The sequence below is a fragment of the Stenotrophomonas sp. YJH_SMC_91 genome (genome assembly GCF_059368495.1).
Map to the genome: position 1 here is coordinate 80,484 of NZ_JCAFRT010000013.1, position 17,696 is coordinate 98,179.

The following is a 17,696-nucleotide window of genomic DNA, read 5'->3' on the forward strand; positions in this document are numbered from 1 at the left end:
CCGAGCACGGCGATTCGTTCAAAAGTCGTAAATCCGGGAGCCGGGTTCGGGACCCGGCGCTTTACAAATCCTTTGCAAATTCTTGGTTTGGGGCAGTGAATCCGGTCTGAACTTTTCCGGCCCTGCGCTCGCGTCGTTCATCTAGGTGAACATTCGGGACGAATCGCCGCCCCTTGTCAAGTCAGGACCGTGACCGACGTCACGCTGCGGCGCGATCAGCTTCGCGTTCGGTGACCGCCAAGGCCTGTTCGATCAGGCTCCAGCCGGCGCCCGGGCGGTGTGCGCCCTCGCTCAGCACCTGGCGAAATGCGCGACCACCGGGCTGGCCATGGAACAGGCCGAGCAGGTGGCGGGTGATGTGCTTCAGCGCCAGGCCTTCGCCCAGCCGCGCCTCGATGTAGGGGCGCATCGCGCGCAGCAGGTCACCACGTGCCTGTGGCGGGGCGCCGGTGTGCAGCGCCTCCAGCTGATGCAGCAGATAGGGGTCGTGATAGGCCGCCCGGCCCAGCATCACGCCATCGACGTGCGCGGCCTGCGCCTGTACCGCCTCGATGCTGGCCAGGCCACCGTTGATCACCACCGGCAGTGCCGGGCGCTCCTGCTTCAGGCGGTAGGCCCAGTCGTACTTCAGCGGCGGAACCTCGCGGTTCTCCTTCGGCGACAGGCCCTTCAGCCACGCGTTGCGCGCATGCACCACCACCATCGCCGCACCAGCGGCGACCTGGCGGTCGACGAAGCTGGCAAACACGTCGTAGTCGTTGTCCTCGTCCACGCCCAGGCGGCACTTCACCGTTACCGGGATGTCGACCGCATCGACCATGGCCGCCACGCACTCGGCCACCAGTACCGGCTCGCGCATCAGGCAGGCGCCGAAACGCCCGGCCTGCACGCGGTCGGACGGGCAGCCGCAGTTGAGGTTGACCTCGTCGTATCCCCACTCGGCGGCAATGCGCGCAGCCTGCGCCAGCAGGGCAGGATCGCTGCCGCCCAGCTGCAGCGCCAGCGGCTGTTCGCTGCGGTCGAAGCCGAGCAGGCGCTCGCGGTCGCCGTGGATGACCGCGTTGGCGTGCACCATCTCCGTGTACAGGCGTGCACCCGGCGCCAGCACGCGATGGAACACGCGGCAATGGCGGTCGGTCCAGTCCATCATCGGGGCAACGGACAGGCGCAGGGAATCAGCGTAACGGGCGGTGGCGGACGTCATCGGGGTGTTGATCGTGGAGACTGGCATTGCCAGTGAGATCAATAGTTTACACCGCTCGGCTGAATGGCGGCGGCTGGCGCCCGGACAGCGCTGGGGCGCCCGGGCCCGAGGGCGGTCCGCAGGCCGGGCGGCGCCACCCCACAATGACGGGCAACCGGTCACAGTTGTCGCGATTCGTTGACGACGACGAAATATTGACGCCGTTATAGTCCGTCGCTCGCAATGGATTTGACGTGTGGAGCAGATGATGCAGCACAAGCGTTTGAGCAGGACCCTCGCCACCGCGCTGGCGGTTGCCGTACTGGCCATCGGCACGGCAACCGCAGCACCGGCTGCCACCGGGCTGAGCCCGGCCTTCACCACCTGCCGTGACAAGGCACAGGGTGCGATCGAGCAGGCCGCCTGCCTGACCTCGGAAAGCGCACGCCAGGACCAGCGCCTGAACCAGGCCTACCGCCAGCTGCAGGCAAAGCTGAGTGGCGCAAAAAAGACCAAGCTGGTGAATGCCCAGCGCGCGTGGCTGCAGTCGCGCAGCCGCGATGGCGAACTGGATACCGCGCTGTACGACGATTCGCAGCCCGGCAACCTGCAGGGCGAGCTGAACGATGTGATGCGCCTGAGCGCGCGTGCCGACCAGCTGCAGAAGTATCTGCAGCTGCTGGACTGACCCTTGAGGGGCAAACCCTCTGACTGCACAAGGATGTAAGACATGCCAACCAACATCGATACCCATGATCTCGATGCCACCTCCGGCGCCGTGTATTTCGCCGTCGGCCGTGGTACCGAAGGGGGTCCCGCCTCCTACCATCTGGCCATCGCCGGCATCACCCAGGGCGTGACCGAACCGCACTGGGGCACGGTGAACAAAGTCGCGCAGAACAGCGGTTACAGCCTGGGCGCGATCCAGGTCGACTTCGGCCAGCGCGGCGAGTGGGCGCTGGGCGCCATCGACGGCCACGCACTGAAGGCAGGCGAGACGACCTATGTCGACGCCGTGATCGATCAGGCCAGCACCTATGCCAAGGCGCACAACCTGCCCTTCACCCAGGACCACGCCGACCTGCGCCGCGACCTGCTCAGCCACGGCAATGGCCTGAGCGGGCGCAGCTCGATCCAGTTCATCGATACCAACACGCGCGACAGCATCAACGCCTGGGCCGGTTCGGCCGAGGGCAAGCAGTGGATCCACGCGAACATCGACTACCCGCAGGTGCGCAACGCCACACGGATCGGCATGGCGATGGTGGACGCACACGGCAGCGGCATCGCCGAGGAAAACCGCTTCGAAGCGATCAGCCTGATCGCCAAGACCGCCAACCAGTTGCCCAGCCAGCTGCCCAAGCTGCAGAAGGTGCTGGAAGAAGGCGGTGACTACGAGGCGCTGCGCGCGAAGGCCGGGCAGATCCGCGAGACCTACCAGTACTTCGACGCGCCCAAGGCCGGCGACATCGCCGTGCGCTACGAAAATGCCTATGCCAACAACAAGGACGCAATGGACCGCGCCCATGCCAAGGTCAGCAGCCGCGACTACTCGCCCGCTGGTGAGCACAATGATGCGGACATCAAGGTGGCGCTGGACCAGATCGGCGCACCGCGCCAGCAGGCCGGTTCGCAGACGTTGAAGGAAGGGTCCAGCGGCCGTGACGTGCTGAAGCTGGAGAGCAATCTGGTCACGTTGGGCTATGCCAGTGCTGGCGGCCAGCAGACGCTGAATCCGGACCGGCGCTTCGATGCCACCACCCGCAAGGCGGTGGAAGACTTCCAGCGCGCACACAACCTGGACCCGGTGGACGGCAAGGCCGGGCCAGCCACGCTGGCCGCGATCGACCGCGACGCGCGCGAACTCCAGGGCAACCTGGCCGCGCTGGGGCTGACCGACGCCAAGGGCCAGGCCATCGGTAGCGATGGCTATCTGGGCGGTGGCAGCCGCCATGCGATCAACGCTTTCCAGCAGCAGCATGGCCTGCCTGCGACCGGCATTGCCGATGCGGAAACCCGCCAGGCGCTGGCCAATGAAGTGCAGCAGCGTGCGCAGGCGCAGGGCAACACCCCGGAACAGCAGGCAGCGGACGAGCCTGCACGCGAGACGGTGTACCCGATGTCCGACCCGCGCAGCCCGCAGAACTGGCTGTACACCGAGACCCTGGTGCAGGTGAAGTTCGCCGAGGAAGCGCGTGGCCTGCCCTCCGGCGAGCACAGCGAGAAGCTGGCTGCTGCGCTTACCGTGGAAGCTGCACGTGCCGGCCTGTACCGGGTTGATCGCGTTGAGCTGAACCAGGATGGCTCGATGGCGCGCGCGGTGCAGGCCAATGCACTGCACGACGAAAGCGCGTTGAACCGCAATACCGCGCCGGTATCGACGGCGGACGCGATGCGCCAGAGCGTGCAGGAAAACAGCGAGCGGGCATTGCAGGTGAGCGATCAGCAGCGCGAGCAGCAGAAGATCGACCAGCAGACCCAGCAGCACGGCCCGCGGGCCATGATGGCGTAAGAGAGCGGGCCCACGGGCCTGCGAGTGCCATTGCCTTGCTCACCCCTCGTCGGCTTGAGGCCGACGAGGGCGTTGGTTGAGGTGCGTCGAGGATTGTCGCAAATGCGAGGTCTTGCGCCCCGGAGCGTGCCCACGCTTCGAGGGAGTCGGTCTCGAGGTGTAGCCGATCCGGTTTGATCGCGTCGGCGCTTTGACGACAGATAAGTCCGTCCGTAGCTTTTCCTAAGTGATCAGTACCCGCCATCCATAGGCGGTCTGCTTCTTGAAACACTGCCGCCTCAGGCGGTCAGGTCTCACGGGTGGGCGTCGCGCAGATCAATCTGTACCTTCGGCGTCACGTGCTGGTAATCGAACACCGTACCCAGAGGGCCGGCCGAGGCAAGGAACACCTGCCCACGCACGCGGTAGACCTGCGTGTCACCGGCATCGTAGCGCTGCATATCCAGCATGCGGCCGAGGAATTCGATGACCAGGTTGGCCATGCCCTGGGCGACGCATTCGCGATCACGCTCGCTGGGCGTCTCGGCGATGTCCTCGACGTTCTGCGACGATGCCGGACAGCGGAAGGCAGCGAAGCATGCCGCCGCTCTACAATCGGGCCATGGCCACCCACCGCCCGCAGTTCTTCGACCCCGCAACCGAACAGGGCGTGCTGCGCCTGTCGATCGCCGCCTCGCTGCTGCTGGCCGCCGCCGCAGTGGTATTCGGCCTGCTGGCCAATTCCTCGCTGATCATCTTCGACGGCATCTACGGCCTGATCGATGTGGTCATGACCTGGCTGTCGCTGCTGGTGGCACGCCTGATCGCGCTGTCCACCCAGACCGATGCGTTGCAGTCGAGGCTCAACCAGCGCTTCACCATGGGCTTCTGGCACCTGGAACCGATCGTGCTGGGGGTCAGCGGCACGCTGATGATCGGTGCGGCACTGTATGCCCTGGTCAATGCGGTGGATGCGTTGATGTCCGGTGGCCGCCACATCGCACTGGGCCCGGCCATCGCCTTCGCCGGGCTGTCCATCGTCGGCGAAGGCGCACTGGCCTGGTTCATCCTGCGCGCCAACCGCCGCATCGGCTCGGAGTTCATCGCACTGGATGCGAAGAACTGGGTGATCGCGGCCAGCATGTCGGCATGCTACCTGCTGGCCTTCCTCGGCGGCGTGCTGGTGCAAGGCACGTCCTGGGCCTGGGTCGGGCCGTACATCGACCCGGCCATCCTTGCCTTCGTCTGCGTGCTGGTGATGATCGCCCCGCTCGGCACCGTGCGCCGGGCGCTGGCCGGCATCCTGCTGGTCACCCCGCCGGAGCTGCAGGCGCACGTGGATGCCGTGGCACGCGCGATCGTGGCCAAGCATGGCTTCGTCGAGCACCGCAGCTACGTGGCGCAGGTGGGGCGAGGCGAGCAGATCGAGCTGTTCTTCGTGGTGCCGGAAAACGACCCACCGCGGCCGCTGGTGGAATGGGACCAGCTGCGCGACGAGATCGGCAACGCGCTGGGCGAGGCCTCGCCGGACCGCTGGCTGACCATCATGTTCACCACCGACCGCGAGTGGACGATCTAGGCCGACAGGACGATCGATCAAGTTTTTCGTACGCCCTGCAACCCAACGTACGCGGAAACCGGGCAAAGTAGGCTCCAACGCAACATCCACCCACCGACCAGGAGCATCCCGATGTCCATCGAAAAGGTTCTGTACACCGCCCAGGCCACCTCCACCGGCGGCCGTGAAGGCCGTTCCGTCTCCTCCGACAACGTGCTGGACATCCAGCTGTCGACCCCGCGCGAGCTGGGCGGCGCCGGTGGCCCGGGCACCAACCCGGAACAGCTGTTCGCCGCCGGCTATTCGGCCTGCTTCCTGGGCGCGCTGAAGTTCGTGGCCGGCCAGGCCAAGGTCGCGCTGCCGGCCGACACCACCGTGACCGGCAAAGTGGGCATCGGCCAGATCCCGACCGGCTTCGGCATCGAAGCCGAGCTGACCATCAACGTGCCGGGCGTGCCGCGCGAGCAGGTGGAAGAACTGGTGCAGAAGGCGCACATCGTGTGCCCGTACTCCAACGCCACCCGCGGCAACATCGACGTGACGCTGATCGTTGCCTGATGGGGTGCTGCCGGCCAGCGGCCGGCACTACCAACGTAAAGAGCAAAAAAATGGGCGGATGCCGGTCGAAACCGAACATCCGCCCATCCCACCTTCGTTGTCCCACAGGGGGGCATGAGGTTGCCGGCCAGCGGCCGGCACTACCAGGTCATTTTTCGCTGGTGATGAGCTGCACGACGCTGGAGAAATCCAGCTTGCCGCGGCCGGCCTGGTGGTTCATCGAGTACAGGTTGCGGGCCACTTCGCCCAGCGGAATCGAGGCACCGACACTCATCGCCGCTTCCACCGCCAGGCCCATGTCCTTCAGCATCAGATCGCTGCCGAAACCGCCGCTGTAGCCGCGCGAGGCCGGCGCGTTTTCCAGCACGCCCGGCCACGGGTTGCACACTTCGGTGGCCCAGCTGCGGCCGGTGCTGACCGCCATCATCTGCGACAGCACCTTCGGGTCCAGACCGTGCGCCACGCCCAGGGCGATGGCTTCACCGGTGACGGCCATGATCACGCCCAGCGCCATGTTGTTGCACAGCTTGGCGACCTGGCCGGCGCCGCTGGCGCCGACATGGAAGATGTTCTTGCCCATCGCCTGCAGCACCGGACGGGCGCGCTCCAGCGCATCCTCTTCGCCACCGACGATGAAGGTAAGGGTGCCGGCCTGGGCACCGGCGGTACCGCCGGACACCGGTGCGTCGATCATCTGCAGGCCACGCGCGGCAGCGGCTTCGGAGACCTTGCGGGCGCTGGCCGGGGCGATCGTGCTGCAGTCGATGACCAGCGCACCGGCCGGAATCGCGGCAAGGATGCCGTCGTCGCCCAGGTACACGCCTTCGACATGGCGGCTGGCCGGCAGCATCGAGATCACCACTTCGGCATCGGCCAGGGTGTCGCGTGCCGACGACGCAGCACTGGCACCGGCGTCAACGGCGGCCTGCACCGCGGCCGGGACCAGATCGAACACGCGCACGCTGTGGCCGTTCTTGACCAGATTGGCGGCCATCGGGCCACCCATGTTGCCCAACCCGATGAATGCAATGCGGCTCATGCAAGGCTCCTTTCAACAAGGGGAGTGCCCAGGTCGGCCAGCGGATGCGCGGCATCGGCCCAGGGGGAAGCGAAGAAGGTGTCGGCCCACGCGCCGGTGGCCTCGGCCAGGGTGGCCGGGTTCCACTGCGGATTGCGGTCCTTGTCGACCAGCAACGCGCGGATGCCTTCGGCGAAATCACCGTGGGCGGCGCAGTGCAGCGCGACGATGTACTCCAGGCGATAGATCGCGGCCAGATCCTGGCCGGCACTGCGGCGCTGCAGTTCGTACGCCAACCGTGCCGAACCGGGTGCACCGGCGGCGAGAGTCTTCTGTGCGGCCTGCAACCAGGCGTCGTCGGTCTGCAGGCCGGCAATGCGCGCCACGATGGCCTGCAGGTCATCGCCTTCGCACAGCGCCTCGACCTGCGCCGCATTGGCCAGCAACGGGCCGGTGGCGGCGTCGCTGGCGTGCGACTGCAGCAGATGGGTCAGGCGTTCGTGGTTGTGTGCGGCATCGCCCGACCAGGCCACCTGCAGCAGCGCATCGAACACCGCGCTGCGGCGTTCTTCGGCCACGTGCACGTCGGCCAGGCCGGCGTAGATGGCGTCGCCCGGGTTGAGCAGCGCGCCGGTCAGCGCCAGGAACAGGCCGCCCTTGCCCGGTACGCGCGGCAGCAGCCAGCTGCCACCGACATCGGGGAACAGGCCGACGGTGATTTCCGGGAAGGCCAGCTTGGAGCGCTCGCTGACCACGCGGTGGCTGGCGCCGGACATCAGGCCGATGCCGCCGCCCATCACGATGCCATGGCCCCAGCACAGGATCGGCTTGGCGTAGGTGTGGATGAGATGATCGACGCGGTATTCGACGTCGAAGAACTCGGCGGCGTAGTCGTTCTCGCGGATGTCGCTGCAGCCGGCCTCGCGGAAGGCGACCATGCTCTTGTACAGGCTGTGCAGGTCGCCGCCGGCGCAGAACGCCTTCTCACCGGCACCCTGCAGCACCACCATGGCGATGCCGTCGTCATCGGCCCAGGCATTCAGCTGCTTCAGCAGCAGGTGCGCCATCGGCAGCGAGAAACCATTGAGCGTGCGCGGCGCGTTGAGCGTGGCGATGCCGATGCGCGTGCCGTTGCCGGCCACGCGCTCCTCGAACAGCACCGGTGCGTCGTCGGCAACGGTGTCGATGCTCATGCGTTCTTCCACTGCGCGGTGCGCTTTTCCAGGAAGGCGGTCACGCCCTCGACCTGGTCGGCGGTGTCGAACAGGTCGACGAAGGCTTCACGCTCGGCCACCAGCGCCGAGGCGTGGGTGCCGGTGCGGGTGGACTGCACCAGGGTCTTGCAGGCGGCGATGCTGGTCGGGCTCTGCTTGCCGGCCTTCTTCGCCCATTCCAGGGCCAGTGCCTTGGCTTCGCCCTTGCCGACCTTTTCTTCGGCCAGGCCAATGCGCAGTGCGGTCTCGGCATTGATGCGCTCGCCCAGCAGGATCATGCGCTTGGCCCAGCCCTCGCCGACCAGGCGCGGCAGGTTCTGGGTGCCACCGGCACACGGCAACAGGCCGACGGTGGCCTCCGGCAGCGCCACCTGGGCGTGGTCTTCAATGATGCGCAGGTCGCAGGCCAGTGCGCATTCCAGGCCACCGCCCATGGCGTAGCCGTTGATCGCGGCGATCGACACGCCGCGGAAACCGGACAGCGCTTCGAAGGCTTCACCGAAGCGGCGCGCGGCCTCGCGTGCAGCGGCCTTGTCGCCGGAGGCGAACTGGTTGAGGTCGGCACCGGCGGAGAAGAACTTCTCGCCGTCACCGGTGATCACCAGCGCGTAGATGTCGCGGTCTGCGTTGAGCGCACCCACCAGGTCGCGCAGCGCCGACAGGCTGTGCACGGTCCAGGTGTGCGCCGGCGGGTTGTTCAGGGTGACCACGGCGGTGTGACCATCCACCTCCACCTTCAGGCCCACGTGCTCCTGGGTACGCCAATCCTTCATCGCAGTTCCTCTTCGGTGTTGAGCAGGTGACGGGCAACGATCACCCGCATGATCTCGTTGGTGCCTTCCAGGATCTGGTGCACGCGGCAGTCACGCAGCAGGCGCTCGATCGGGTATTCGCGGATGTAGCCGTAGCCGCCGTGGATCTGCAGCGCTTCGTTGCAGACGTTGAAGCCGGCATCGGTGGCGAAGCGCTTGGCCATCGCGCACCACACGTTGGCGTCGCTGGCACCGGCATCGAGCTTGCGCGCGGCGGTGTGCACCATCTGCCGGGCGGCGACCAGCTGGGTGACCATGTCGGCCAGCTTGAACTGCAGCGCCTGGAACTCGGCCAGCGCCTTGCCGAACTGGCGGCGCTCGCCCATGTAGCGGCGTGCGGCATCCAGCGCACCCTGCGCGGCACCCAGCGAGCAGGCGGCGATGTTGATGCGGCCGCCGTCCAGACCCTTCATCGCCAGCCTGAAGCCGCCGCCTTCCTCTCCCAGAAGGTGGCTGACCGGCACGCGGACGTTTTCGAAGGTGATGCCACGGGTGGGCTGGCTGTTCCAGCCCATCTTCTCTTCCTTGCGGCCGAAGCTGATGCCCGGCAGGTCCGACGGCACCGCAATGGCGCTGACACCGCCGGCACCGGGGCCACCGGTGCGCGCCATCACCACCAGCAGCTCGGTGGCACCGGCGCCGGAAATGAAGGCCTTGGAGCCATTCAGCACATAGAAGTCGCCATCGCGCACGGCGGTGGTCTTCAGCGACGCCGCATCGGAACCCGCACCCGGTTCGGTCAGGCAGTACGAGGCCAGCTTGCTGCCCGAGGACAGATCGGCGCCCCACGCATCGCGCAGGGCCGGCTGGCCCCACTTGGACACCATCCACGAGGCCATGTTGTGGATGCTGATGTACGCCGCGGTCGACGGATCGACGTTGGCGAGCTCCTCGATGACGACGGCGGCGTCCAGTCGGCTCAGGCCGCTGCCGCCCACTTCCGGGTCCATGTACAGGCCGCAGAAGCCCAGTTCACCGGCCTTGGCGATCGCCTCGCGCGGAAAGATGCCCTCCGCATCCCATCGCGCGGCGTGCGGCGCCAGTTCGGCCTGTGCGAAGTCGCGCGCCGCCTCGCGGTACGCCTGCTGCGCTTCTTCCAGTTCCGTCGTCATCGAGTGGCTCATGGCTGCTCCTGCCGTTACTTCAGGCTGATCGTGGTGTTGACGCCGTGGCTCAGCGTCTCGTCATCGAACCAGCGCGCGGTGACCGTCTTGGTCTGGGTGTAGAACAGCACCACCTGCTTGCCATACGGGCCCAGGTCACCCAGCTTGGAGGCGCGCGAACCGGTGAACGAGAACAGCGGCACCGGCACCGGGATCGGCACGTTGATGCCGACCTGGCCGACGTCGATGTCTTCCTGGAACTTGCGCGCGGCCGCGCCGGACTGGGTGAACAGTGCGGTGCCGTTGCCATTCGGGTTGCTGTTGACCATCGCGATGGCGTCTTCCAGCGTTTCTGCTTCGAGGATGACCAGCACCGGCCCGAAGATTTCTTCCTGGTAGATGCGCATGTCGGTGGTGACACCGGCAAAGATGGTCGGGCCGACGAAGTTGCCCTTCTCGAAGCCATCGACCTGCGGCTTGCGGCCGTCGAGTACCAGCTTGGCGCCCTGCTCCACGCCCGAGGCGATCAGGCCTTCCACGCGCTCACGGGCGCTGCAGGAAATGACCGGGCCGACGTCGGTGCCGGACACGGTGCCGGCGCTGACCTTCAACGTCTTGGCCTTTTCGACCAGGTCCTGCACCCAGTTGCGCGCCTCACCGACCAGCACCAGGGTGGAGGCGGCCATGCAGCGCTGGCCCGCGGCACCGAAGGCGGCACCGACCATTGCGTTGAGGGTCTGTTCCTTGTTGGCGTCCGGCAGCACCACGGCGTGGTTCTTGGCGCCCATCATGCACTGCACGCGCTTGCCGGCCAGCGAGGCGCGGTTGTAGACGTGGGTACCGACGCGGGTGGAACCGACGAACGACACGGCCTTGATGTCCGGGTGGTCGCAGATCGCGTTGACCACTTCCTCGCCACCGTGGACGACGTTCAGCACGCCCTTCGGAATGCCGGCTTCCAGGGCAAGCTCGACCAGGCGCATGGTGACCATCGGGTCCTGCTCGGACGGCTTGAGGATGAAGGTGTTGCCCGTTGCAATCGCCATCGGGAACATCCACAGCGGGATCATCGCCGGGAAGTTGAACGGGGTGATGCCAGCGCACACGCCCAGCGGCTGCATGATCGTGTAGGTGTCCACGCCATTGGCCACGTTGTTGGCCAGCTCTCCCAACTGCAGGTTGCCGATGGCGGCGGCGTGCTCGACCACTTCCAGGCCACGGAACACATCGCCTTCGGCATCCGGCAGGGTCTTGCCCTGTTCGGCGGTGAGGATGTGGGCCAGCTCGCTCATGTTCTCGCGGATCAGCTGCTGGTACTTCAGGAAGATGCGCGCGCGGGTGCCGATCGGGGTCTTGCGCCAGGTCTTGAAGGCTTCCTTGGCGGCGGCGACGGCGGCGTCCACTTCGCCGGTGGTGGCGAACGGCACCTTGGCCAGCACGTCCTGGGTGGCCGGATTGATCACGTCCTGCCAGTGGGAGGTGGCCGATTCAACGAACTGGCCATCGATCAGCATGCGGATACGGGGCGCTGCAACAGTCATGACGACAATCCCACGGGGTGCGAAAGATGCTTGGCATTATTCACAGCACCCGTCTCGATTTCCGGGCTGAATCCGCTTAATCTGGCCAACACGCCAGACGATTCATGTTAATTCTGTGAATTATTCAGCCACCCAGCGGCAGCTTGGCCTGCGCTTGCTACGGCTGCGCGAGCAGCGCGGCTACAGCCAGGTGGACCTGGCCCGCGCCTTGGGCCTGTCGGCCAGTTACCTGAACCAGATCGAGCGCAACAAACGCCCACTCACCCCGGCCGTGCAGAAGAAGCTGGGCGAGGTATTGGGCGATGTTTCCTCACTGTTCGACGAAGATGAGCCCGCTGCCCTGCAGGAAGCGCTGGGCGAGACCCTGCGCGACCTCGGCTTGGCCGAAGTCAGCGCGACCGAGCTGCGCGCCCTGGCCGGCAACCTGCCGCAGGTCAGCCGCGCACTGCTGGACCTGCACCGCCGCCACCTGGCGCTGCGCGAGCATGCCGCCGCGCTGGAGTTCCAGCTGGGCGAGCCCGGTGCCGGCAGCACCCTGCCGGCCGGCGACCAGGTACGCGAGTTCTTCAACCGCATGCACAACCACATTCCCGAGCTGGACGAGCTGGCCGAGCGCCTGTTCGCCGAGTGGGGGCTGTCACCCGGGCATGTGGCGCCACGCCTGCGCCAGCTGCTGGCCGACCGCCATGGTGTGCTGGTGGAAGTGGCCGCCCTGCAGGCCGGGCGCGAGAAACGGCAATACGATGCCGGTGCGCGGCGGCTGTGGCTGCCCGATTACCTGGAGCCCGGCCAGCAGGCGTTCCAGATGGCGGCCGAGCTGGCCCTTCACGGCTACCTGCCGCAGATCGATGCGGTGGTGGCGCGCGCTGGCTTTACCGATGAGGCACGCATCGCGCAGGCGCGGATTGGCTTGTCGAATTACTTCGCCGGTGCGTTGGTGATGCCGTACATGCGTTTCCTGCGTGCGGCCGAGGCCAGCAGTTACGACATCGAGCTGCTGGCGCACCAGTTCGGCGTGGGCTTTGAAGCGGTCTGCCATCGGCTGAGCACGTTGGCACGGCGCAGCGCGCCCGGCCTGCCGTTCTTTTTCATCCGCGTGGATCGCGCCGGCAACGTCTCCAAGCGCCATTCGGCCACCGATTTCCATTTCTCGCAGGTGGGAGGGTCGTGCCCGCTGTGGATCGTCTACGAGGCGTTCAACCAGCCCGGCCGCATCCTCACCCAGACCGCGCGCATGCCCGATGGCCGCCGTCATTTCTGGCTGGCGCGGCAGGTCAGCAGTGGTCCGGTCGGCCATGGCCAGCCACGCAAGACCTTCGCGGTGGCGTTGGGCTGCGACCTGCAGCATGCCGAACGACTGGTGTATTCGCTGGGGCTGGATGTGCAGAGCCCGGGGAACTCGGTGTCGATCGGACCGGGTTGCCGGGTGTGCCCGCGCGAGGACTGCATGCAGCGCGCGTTCGCGCAGTTGCCGGGGCGGTAGGGTTGGTTCGGCAGGGCTGCGCCCTGCACCTGCGGTAGTGCCGGCCGCTGGCCGGCAACCTCAAAAGCAACAGCGGGCTTTCCGTGGGATGGCGGGGTGGGTCCGGTTGCGGGGGACGCTGCAAGTCCCCCTCCGGGGCCCGGCCCAGCCGCTGGTGGCTGTGCGTTCGGGCGCTTGCGAAGCAGTGCTTCGCAAGCAAAGCGCCCTCACCCATGTAAGCTCGGTCGCCGCTTGCTCGTGTGCGCAGTCCTGCGCACACGAGCAAGACCGGGGTTGGGCGTCCTGCCCAACCCGCCCGAGGCATGCCTCGGGCCTATGCGGCTCACGCCCCCGCAACCGGACCCACCCCGCCTTCGACAGTTTCCCGCTGCTGTGGGTGGGTGTCGACCTTGGTCGGCACGCTGTGGCCGTGCGCGAAATGCATCCACGCGTGGCGTGGCTCTACTAGTCCCAGAATACGGTCAGCACGCGGTGGCCTTCCGAGGGAACGGGTGCATCGATGTGTTGGCCGTACGGCCAGCCTTCGCCGACGCCGTCGCATTTCAGGCCCTTCAGCCAGCCTTCCACGGTTGCGGCGTCGGCGCGGGTCAGCACGTGCACGTTCTCCGCGGCAGGCCATTCGCTGTCGTCTTCCAGCGCACTGCCCCAGTCCTGGTGCAGGCCGACGTAGACACCTTCCACTTCAGGCTTTTCGGCGATCGCGGCCAAGCGTGCGTACAGCTCGGCAATCGACGGGCGACCATAACCCCACTGGTTCGGTGCGATGCACTCTTCGAAGTCGTTGCCTTCGAAATATGCGGTCAGCGGTACCACCGGTAGGCGCTCCGGATCACGGGCGTCGAGGCGTTCAAGCAAGTCCAGCAGTTGCTGACGGAGAGACATGGGCATTCCTCTACGCGTGGGGAGCTATACATCCTATCTATGCAGGATTAATCACCAATTCCCTCAGAATCAACAACGACGCGCTCAGCAGGAACAAGCCCTGCAAGCGCCCATTCCGCAGCAATGACCCAGCGTTGGCAGAAGGTACGATCTCCAACGAGTAGATGCAGATTCGCGGGACCGCTCCCAACACGACAAGTAAAAGACAGAAGTGGCCCAGAATCATGGCGCTTCTCCATTGACCTACCGCAAACAGAGCTCCAGCGGCGCCAATAAATATAGGCGCAGCAAAAGAACAAGCGGACCAAATGTAGGACGCAATCTGCTGGGCAATGTTCATCATCCAGCTCCTGACGGGCTCAAGCACGCCTCCGCCGCGCCCAAATGTGAAGGCAGCAAGACCCGCCATGAAAAAAACTGAGCCGATCGCTGCACTGATGAAGTTCGGTGAGAACAGCTCCTTGAACATCGCAATCACCGGTCCATACAGCGCAGGCAAAAGCCCACCGGACACGACCAATCCAGCACCGATAAACAAGAGTTTCGGCCAAACGCGAAGACAGTTGCGGATGTCCTTTTCCACGCTGGCTTCAATGTCAACCTTCAGTGATGTCATTTGAGTGCTCCCGGTCCTGTCTCTGGATAGAAGCTCCATGGGCGGAAATGCCAATGGGCCACTTCGCAATGCTTGCATGTTCGTTGAGGCAGTCAGTAGATCGGCGTCACCTTCATCTGCGGCAACGGACGCGGTGCGCCGTCAGTGAGGTCCGGGCCGAGGTCTTCCCAGGTACGTCCCTGCTCGACCATCAACCCCCACAGCTGCTGCGAGGCCAGCCGCTTGTCTTCCGAGCCCAGCTTGTACGACGGCGGTGCCGGTTCCCCGCGGGCAACCATCGCGTACGCCGCGCGGTAGGCCAGTACCTGCTGCGCCGGATCATCGGTGCGTGCCACTTCCAGCGTGTAGCGCTGGTAGGCCGAGGCCAGGTTGCGCCAGCGGATCCAGTAGTGGTTCTCGAACGAGAACGAACAGAAGCGCGCGCCGGCGAGGCTGCCCTTGTCGGCGATGCGGGTCAGCACCTCCTGCGGCATGTCCAGGTTCATGCCGCCTTCGTCGCCCTGCAGGCTGACGTGCACGATGCGGTCGCGGTAACCCGGCGCGCGCGCCTGCAGCAGATCGCGCCAGTTCTGCATGGTCGCCACCACCGCGAACAGGAAGCGGCCCAGCTCGGCGGCCGCCAGCGGTGTGGCGATCGACTGGTAGGTGCGCTGCCAGCCGTGTCGGTTCTCGGTGGGCAGGAACACCGCGTGCTCCAGCGACTGGCGGCCATTGCTGCCGTGGTTCACCTCTTCGGCGTGCTGCGGGTAGACCAGATTGATGGCGAAGGTAGGCCAGCGCGGCAACGCGGCATCGAACAGATGGATCGGGAAATTGCTGCTGATGCCACCATCGGAGAACCAGCAGATGCGGAAGGCGGTGATCACCGGGCCGCAAGCCTGCCCGGCGCTGGTCAGCCCTTCCATGCTGTCGGCCACGTTGTGCTCGGGGTCGGCCGCCGGCGCGGTCGGCTCGCAGCGTCGTTCGCGGCGTGAGGGTTCATGCAGCGGCACCGCGCTGATCAGCAGCGGGAAGCTCAGGCTCATGCGCGTGGCCACCAGCACCGGCAGCTTCGGGCCCGGCGGCAGGTGGTAGTACTGTCGCCCTTCCACCTCCAGCGGCGGGCCGGCCTGCGTCACCAGCCACTGCACCACGCTGGCCGGGAACAGCTGCTCGAATTCCTCGCGCAGGAACCAGAACTGCGCGCCGCCCAGCGGCAGCGTGCGCGGCTCGTTGTGCGACACGCAGGTGGTGATCATCTGCAGGCTGATCGCATGCGGGCTGTCCGGCTCGCCGGCATAGCGCGGCGCGTCGTGCAGGTCGGCGAAGGTGAGCGGTGCATCCAGCGGCTTGCCGGACAACTGCTGCAGGCATTCGTGCAGCCACTCGGTCAGTGCCGGTGTGCGTGCATCGCGGCCGAGGCCGCTGCACAGGCCCAGCAGATTGCGTCGCGCCACGCGTGCCACACGAAGCGCGGCACCGGCCACACCCGCACCGTACGCACACAGCAGCGACGGCAGCAGCGTGGCCGCCACCCCGCTCCAACCACCGCCCCACCAGCCCAGGCCGAGCAGCAGCGCCAGCGACACCAGCACTTCCAGCGGCGCGATCTCGAACACGGCAACGGCCAGGCACAGCAGTTTGTGCGGCAGGCTTGCATTGCCGGTCAGCACCACCAGCAGGCGATAGGCCGCGCGTGCCCCGCGTGCGGGCTGGAACAGGCTGTAGATGAAGCCGCGCCGCGACAGCTGCGCCGACACCGCCGACAACCCGCCATAGCCGGCATCGCCGGGCAGGTGCTCGCCGGCCTGCTGGCGACGATCACCGCAGGCCGCCGCAGCCGCCACGGCGGCGGCGATGGCGCCGGCCGAAGTGCCGCCGATGCTCTTGAAGCGATACTCGCGCGCCAGCGCCAGTACCGCATTGGGGTACACGATGCCGCTGGTGATGCCGCCTTTCATGACCAGATCGCAGTACCTGTCCGCCACTGTCTTGCCCCCGAGCATGCCGTCCGCCGCGTGGGTGCCAGTATGGCGCAGGGGCTTCTCAGGGCCTGAGAACAACGGCGCAGTCCGCGCACGCGATGCGCCGTTCAGCAGAAAGCACGGCTGCAGGCTTGACCCGCCCCGCCATCGGCGTAGCATCTGCAGCAAGCCAAGGGACAGACCCGCGGCTGCCACAACGACATGAGGGATTCTCATGGAATTCGACTATCTCGTCTTCATCGGGCGATTCGAGCCCTTCCACAACGGCCACGCCGCCGTTGCCCGCCTGGCCCTGAGCCGGGCCCGCAAGCTGATCTTCCTGGTCGGCTCTGCCGATACCCCCCGCAGCCTGCGCAATCCCTGGACCGTGGCCGAACGCGCCGTGATGATCCAGGCCGCCCTCGATGGCCACACCGACCGTCTGCTGATCCGCCCGCTGCGTGACCACCTGTACAACGAAGCGCAGTGGATCGCCAACGTGCAGCGCCAGGTGGCTGAAGCCCTGCGCAACGACGGCGCCGCCGCCGATGCGAAGGTGGGCCTGATCGGCATGGACAAGGACGCGTCCAGCTACTACCTGCGCGAGTTCCCGCAGTGGCCGCTGGTGGACGTGCAGCACACCGCCACCCTGTCGGCCACCGAGCTGCGGCGCTACCTGTTCGAAGCCGGCGACGTCGACTTCCACGGTGCGCTGCTGATGCTGCGTGGCAATGTGCCGGCGCCGGTGTACGACATGCTTGAAGCGTTCCGCAAAAGCGCGCCTGCCTATGGCCAGCTGGTGGCCGAGTACCGCTTCATCGAACAGTACAAGGCCGCCTGGAAGGATGCGCCCTACGCGCCCACCTTCGTCACCACCGATGCGGTGGTGGTGCATTCGGGCCACGTGCTGCTGGTGCGTCGCCGCTCGGAACCCGGCAAGGGGCTGTGGGCGCTGCCCGGCGGCTTCGTCGGCCAGGAACAGAGCCTGCTCGACAGCTGCCTGCGCGAACTACGCGAGGAAACCCGGCTGAAGATTCCGCTGCCGGTGCTGAAGGGGTCGCTGAAGGGCCAGCAGGTCTTCGACCACCCCGACCGCAGCCAGCGCGGCCGCACCATCACCCACGGTTTCCACTTCGAATTCCCGGCCGGTGAACTGCCGCCGGTGCGCGGCGGCGATGACGCCGACAAGGCGCGCTGGATACCGGTGAGTGAAGCCCTGGACATGGGCCCGCAGCTGTTCGAAGACCACCTGCACATCCTGGAGTATTTCCTCGGCCGCGGCTGACAGGCCCGG

General features: G+C 66.6%; 16 protein-coding genes. 6 read left to right on the forward strand and 10 right to left on the reverse strand.

All coding sequences use genetic code 11. The features are described 5' to 3' along the window. Positions 1 to 199: 199 nt before the first annotated feature. A complete protein-coding gene (gene dusA / locus AC5P5X_RS15740; RefSeq protein WP_111189349.1) occupies positions 200 to 1,231 on the reverse strand; it encodes a tRNA dihydrouridine(20/20a) synthase DusA in 1,032 nt (343 codons plus the stop codon). A gap of 220 nt (positions 1,232 to 1,451) precedes the next feature. Between dusA and AC5P5X_RS15745 the strand changes: the two genes are divergently transcribed. Together AC5P5X_RS15745 and AC5P5X_RS15750 are read left to right on the forward strand one after the other, a co-directional pair. Beyond that, positions 1,452 to 1,871 (forward strand): lysozyme inhibitor LprI family protein, encoded by a 420-nt coding sequence (locus tag AC5P5X_RS15745; RefSeq protein WP_217279065.1) that lies wholly within the window; start codon positions 1,452 to 1,454, stop codon positions 1,869 to 1,871. 42 nt (positions 1,872 to 1,913) lie between these two features. Next, positions 1,914 to 3,695, forward strand: a complete 1,782-nt coding sequence (locus tag AC5P5X_RS15750) for a peptidoglycan-binding domain-containing protein (RefSeq protein WP_100438230.1) — start codon at positions 1,914 to 1,916, stop codon at positions 3,693 to 3,695. Positions 3,696 to 3,988: 293 nt separating this feature from the next. On the opposite strand, the gene AC5P5X_RS15755 is transcribed toward AC5P5X_RS15750, so the two are convergent. Then, positions 3,989 to 4,177 carry a sulfate transporter gene (locus tag AC5P5X_RS15755; RefSeq protein ID WP_224119324.1) on the reverse strand — a complete coding sequence of 63 codons (189 nt, stop codon included), beginning with the start codon at positions 4,175 to 4,177 and terminating at the stop codon, positions 3,989 to 3,991. A gap of 95 nt (positions 4,178 to 4,272) precedes the next feature. Here AC5P5X_RS15755 and AC5P5X_RS15760 point away from each other — a divergent pair, with 95 nt between their 5' ends. Together AC5P5X_RS15760 and AC5P5X_RS15765 are read left to right on the forward strand one after the other, a co-directional pair. After that, positions 4,273 to 5,253 (forward strand): cation diffusion facilitator family transporter, encoded by a 981-nt coding sequence (locus AC5P5X_RS15760; RefSeq protein ID WP_111189348.1) that lies wholly within the window; start codon positions 4,273 to 4,275, stop codon positions 5,251 to 5,253. 111 nt (positions 5,254 to 5,364) lie between these two features. Then, complete coding sequence (locus tag AC5P5X_RS15765; RefSeq protein WP_004153735.1) at positions 5,365 to 5,790, forward strand: organic hydroperoxide resistance protein; 426 nt, start codon at positions 5,365 to 5,367, stop codon at positions 5,788 to 5,790. 148 nt (positions 5,791 to 5,938) lie between these two features. On the opposite strand, the gene mmsB is transcribed toward AC5P5X_RS15765, so the two are convergent. The 5 genes from mmsB to AC5P5X_RS15790 are packed head-to-tail and all read right to left on the reverse strand — an operon-like array spanning position 5,939 to position 11,478. After that, on the reverse strand, positions 5,939 to 6,829 hold the full coding sequence (mmsB, locus tag AC5P5X_RS15770; RefSeq protein ID WP_005407687.1) for a 3-hydroxyisobutyrate dehydrogenase: 891 nt from the start codon (positions 6,827 to 6,829) through the stop codon (positions 5,939 to 5,941). After that, a complete protein-coding gene (locus tag AC5P5X_RS15775; protein ID WP_111189347.1) occupies positions 6,826 to 8,001 on the reverse strand; it encodes an enoyl-CoA hydratase/isomerase family protein in 1,176 nt (391 codons plus the stop codon). The genes mmsB and AC5P5X_RS15775 overlap by 4 nt, the downstream gene beginning before the upstream one ends. After that, entirely contained in the window at positions 7,998 to 8,795 is a 798-nt protein-coding gene (locus AC5P5X_RS15780; RefSeq protein WP_005411946.1) for an enoyl-CoA hydratase, read from the reverse strand. The genes AC5P5X_RS15775 and AC5P5X_RS15780 overlap by 4 nt, the downstream gene beginning before the upstream one ends. Beyond that, complete coding sequence (locus tag AC5P5X_RS15785) at positions 8,792 to 9,958, reverse strand: acyl-CoA dehydrogenase family protein (RefSeq protein WP_111189346.1); 1,167 nt, start codon at positions 9,956 to 9,958, stop codon at positions 8,792 to 8,794. Before AC5P5X_RS15785 ends, AC5P5X_RS15780 begins: the two co-directional genes overlap by 4 nt. Positions 9,959 to 9,972: 14 nt before the next feature. Further along, positions 9,973 to 11,478 carry a CoA-acylating methylmalonate-semialdehyde dehydrogenase gene (locus AC5P5X_RS15790; RefSeq protein WP_012478809.1) on the reverse strand — a complete coding sequence of 502 codons (1,506 nt, stop codon included), beginning with the start codon at positions 11,476 to 11,478 and terminating at the stop codon, positions 9,973 to 9,975. A 115-nt stretch (positions 11,479 to 11,593) separates the two neighbouring features. On the opposite strand from AC5P5X_RS15790, the gene AC5P5X_RS15795 reads away from it, so the two are divergent. Beyond that, complete coding sequence (locus AC5P5X_RS15795) at positions 11,594 to 12,961, forward strand: helix-turn-helix domain-containing protein (RefSeq protein WP_059034185.1); 1,368 nt, start codon at positions 11,594 to 11,596, stop codon at positions 12,959 to 12,961. A gap of 444 nt (positions 12,962 to 13,405) precedes the next feature. Here the strand turns inward: AC5P5X_RS15795 and AC5P5X_RS15800 are convergent, their stop codons facing one another. The 3 genes from AC5P5X_RS15800 to AC5P5X_RS15810 all read right to left on the reverse strand — a co-directional run bounded on the left by AC5P5X_RS15800 (position 13,406) and on the right by AC5P5X_RS15810 (position 16,444). After that, a complete protein-coding gene (locus AC5P5X_RS15800; RefSeq protein ID WP_099474155.1) occupies positions 13,406 to 13,843 on the reverse strand; it encodes a YfbO family protein in 438 nt (145 codons plus the stop codon). A 37-nt stretch (positions 13,844 to 13,880) separates the two neighbouring features. Continuing rightward, positions 13,881 to 14,459, reverse strand: coding sequence for a hypothetical protein (locus tag AC5P5X_RS15805; protein WP_099497414.1), 579 nt, complete (start codon positions 14,457 to 14,459; stop codon positions 13,881 to 13,883). A gap of 92 nt (positions 14,460 to 14,551) precedes the next feature. Continuing rightward, entirely contained in the window at positions 14,552 to 16,444 is a 1,893-nt protein-coding gene (locus AC5P5X_RS15810) for a patatin-like phospholipase family protein (RefSeq protein WP_111189200.1), read from the reverse strand. Positions 16,445 to 16,637: 193 nt separating this feature from the next. Between AC5P5X_RS15810 and AC5P5X_RS15815 the strand changes: the two genes are divergently transcribed. Next, positions 16,638 to 17,687 carry a bifunctional nicotinamide-nucleotide adenylyltransferase/Nudix hydroxylase gene (locus AC5P5X_RS15815; RefSeq protein WP_049403797.1) on the forward strand — a complete coding sequence of 350 codons (1,050 nt, stop codon included), beginning with the start codon at positions 16,638 to 16,640 and terminating at the stop codon, positions 17,685 to 17,687. Positions 17,688 to 17,696 lie beyond the last annotated feature (9 nt).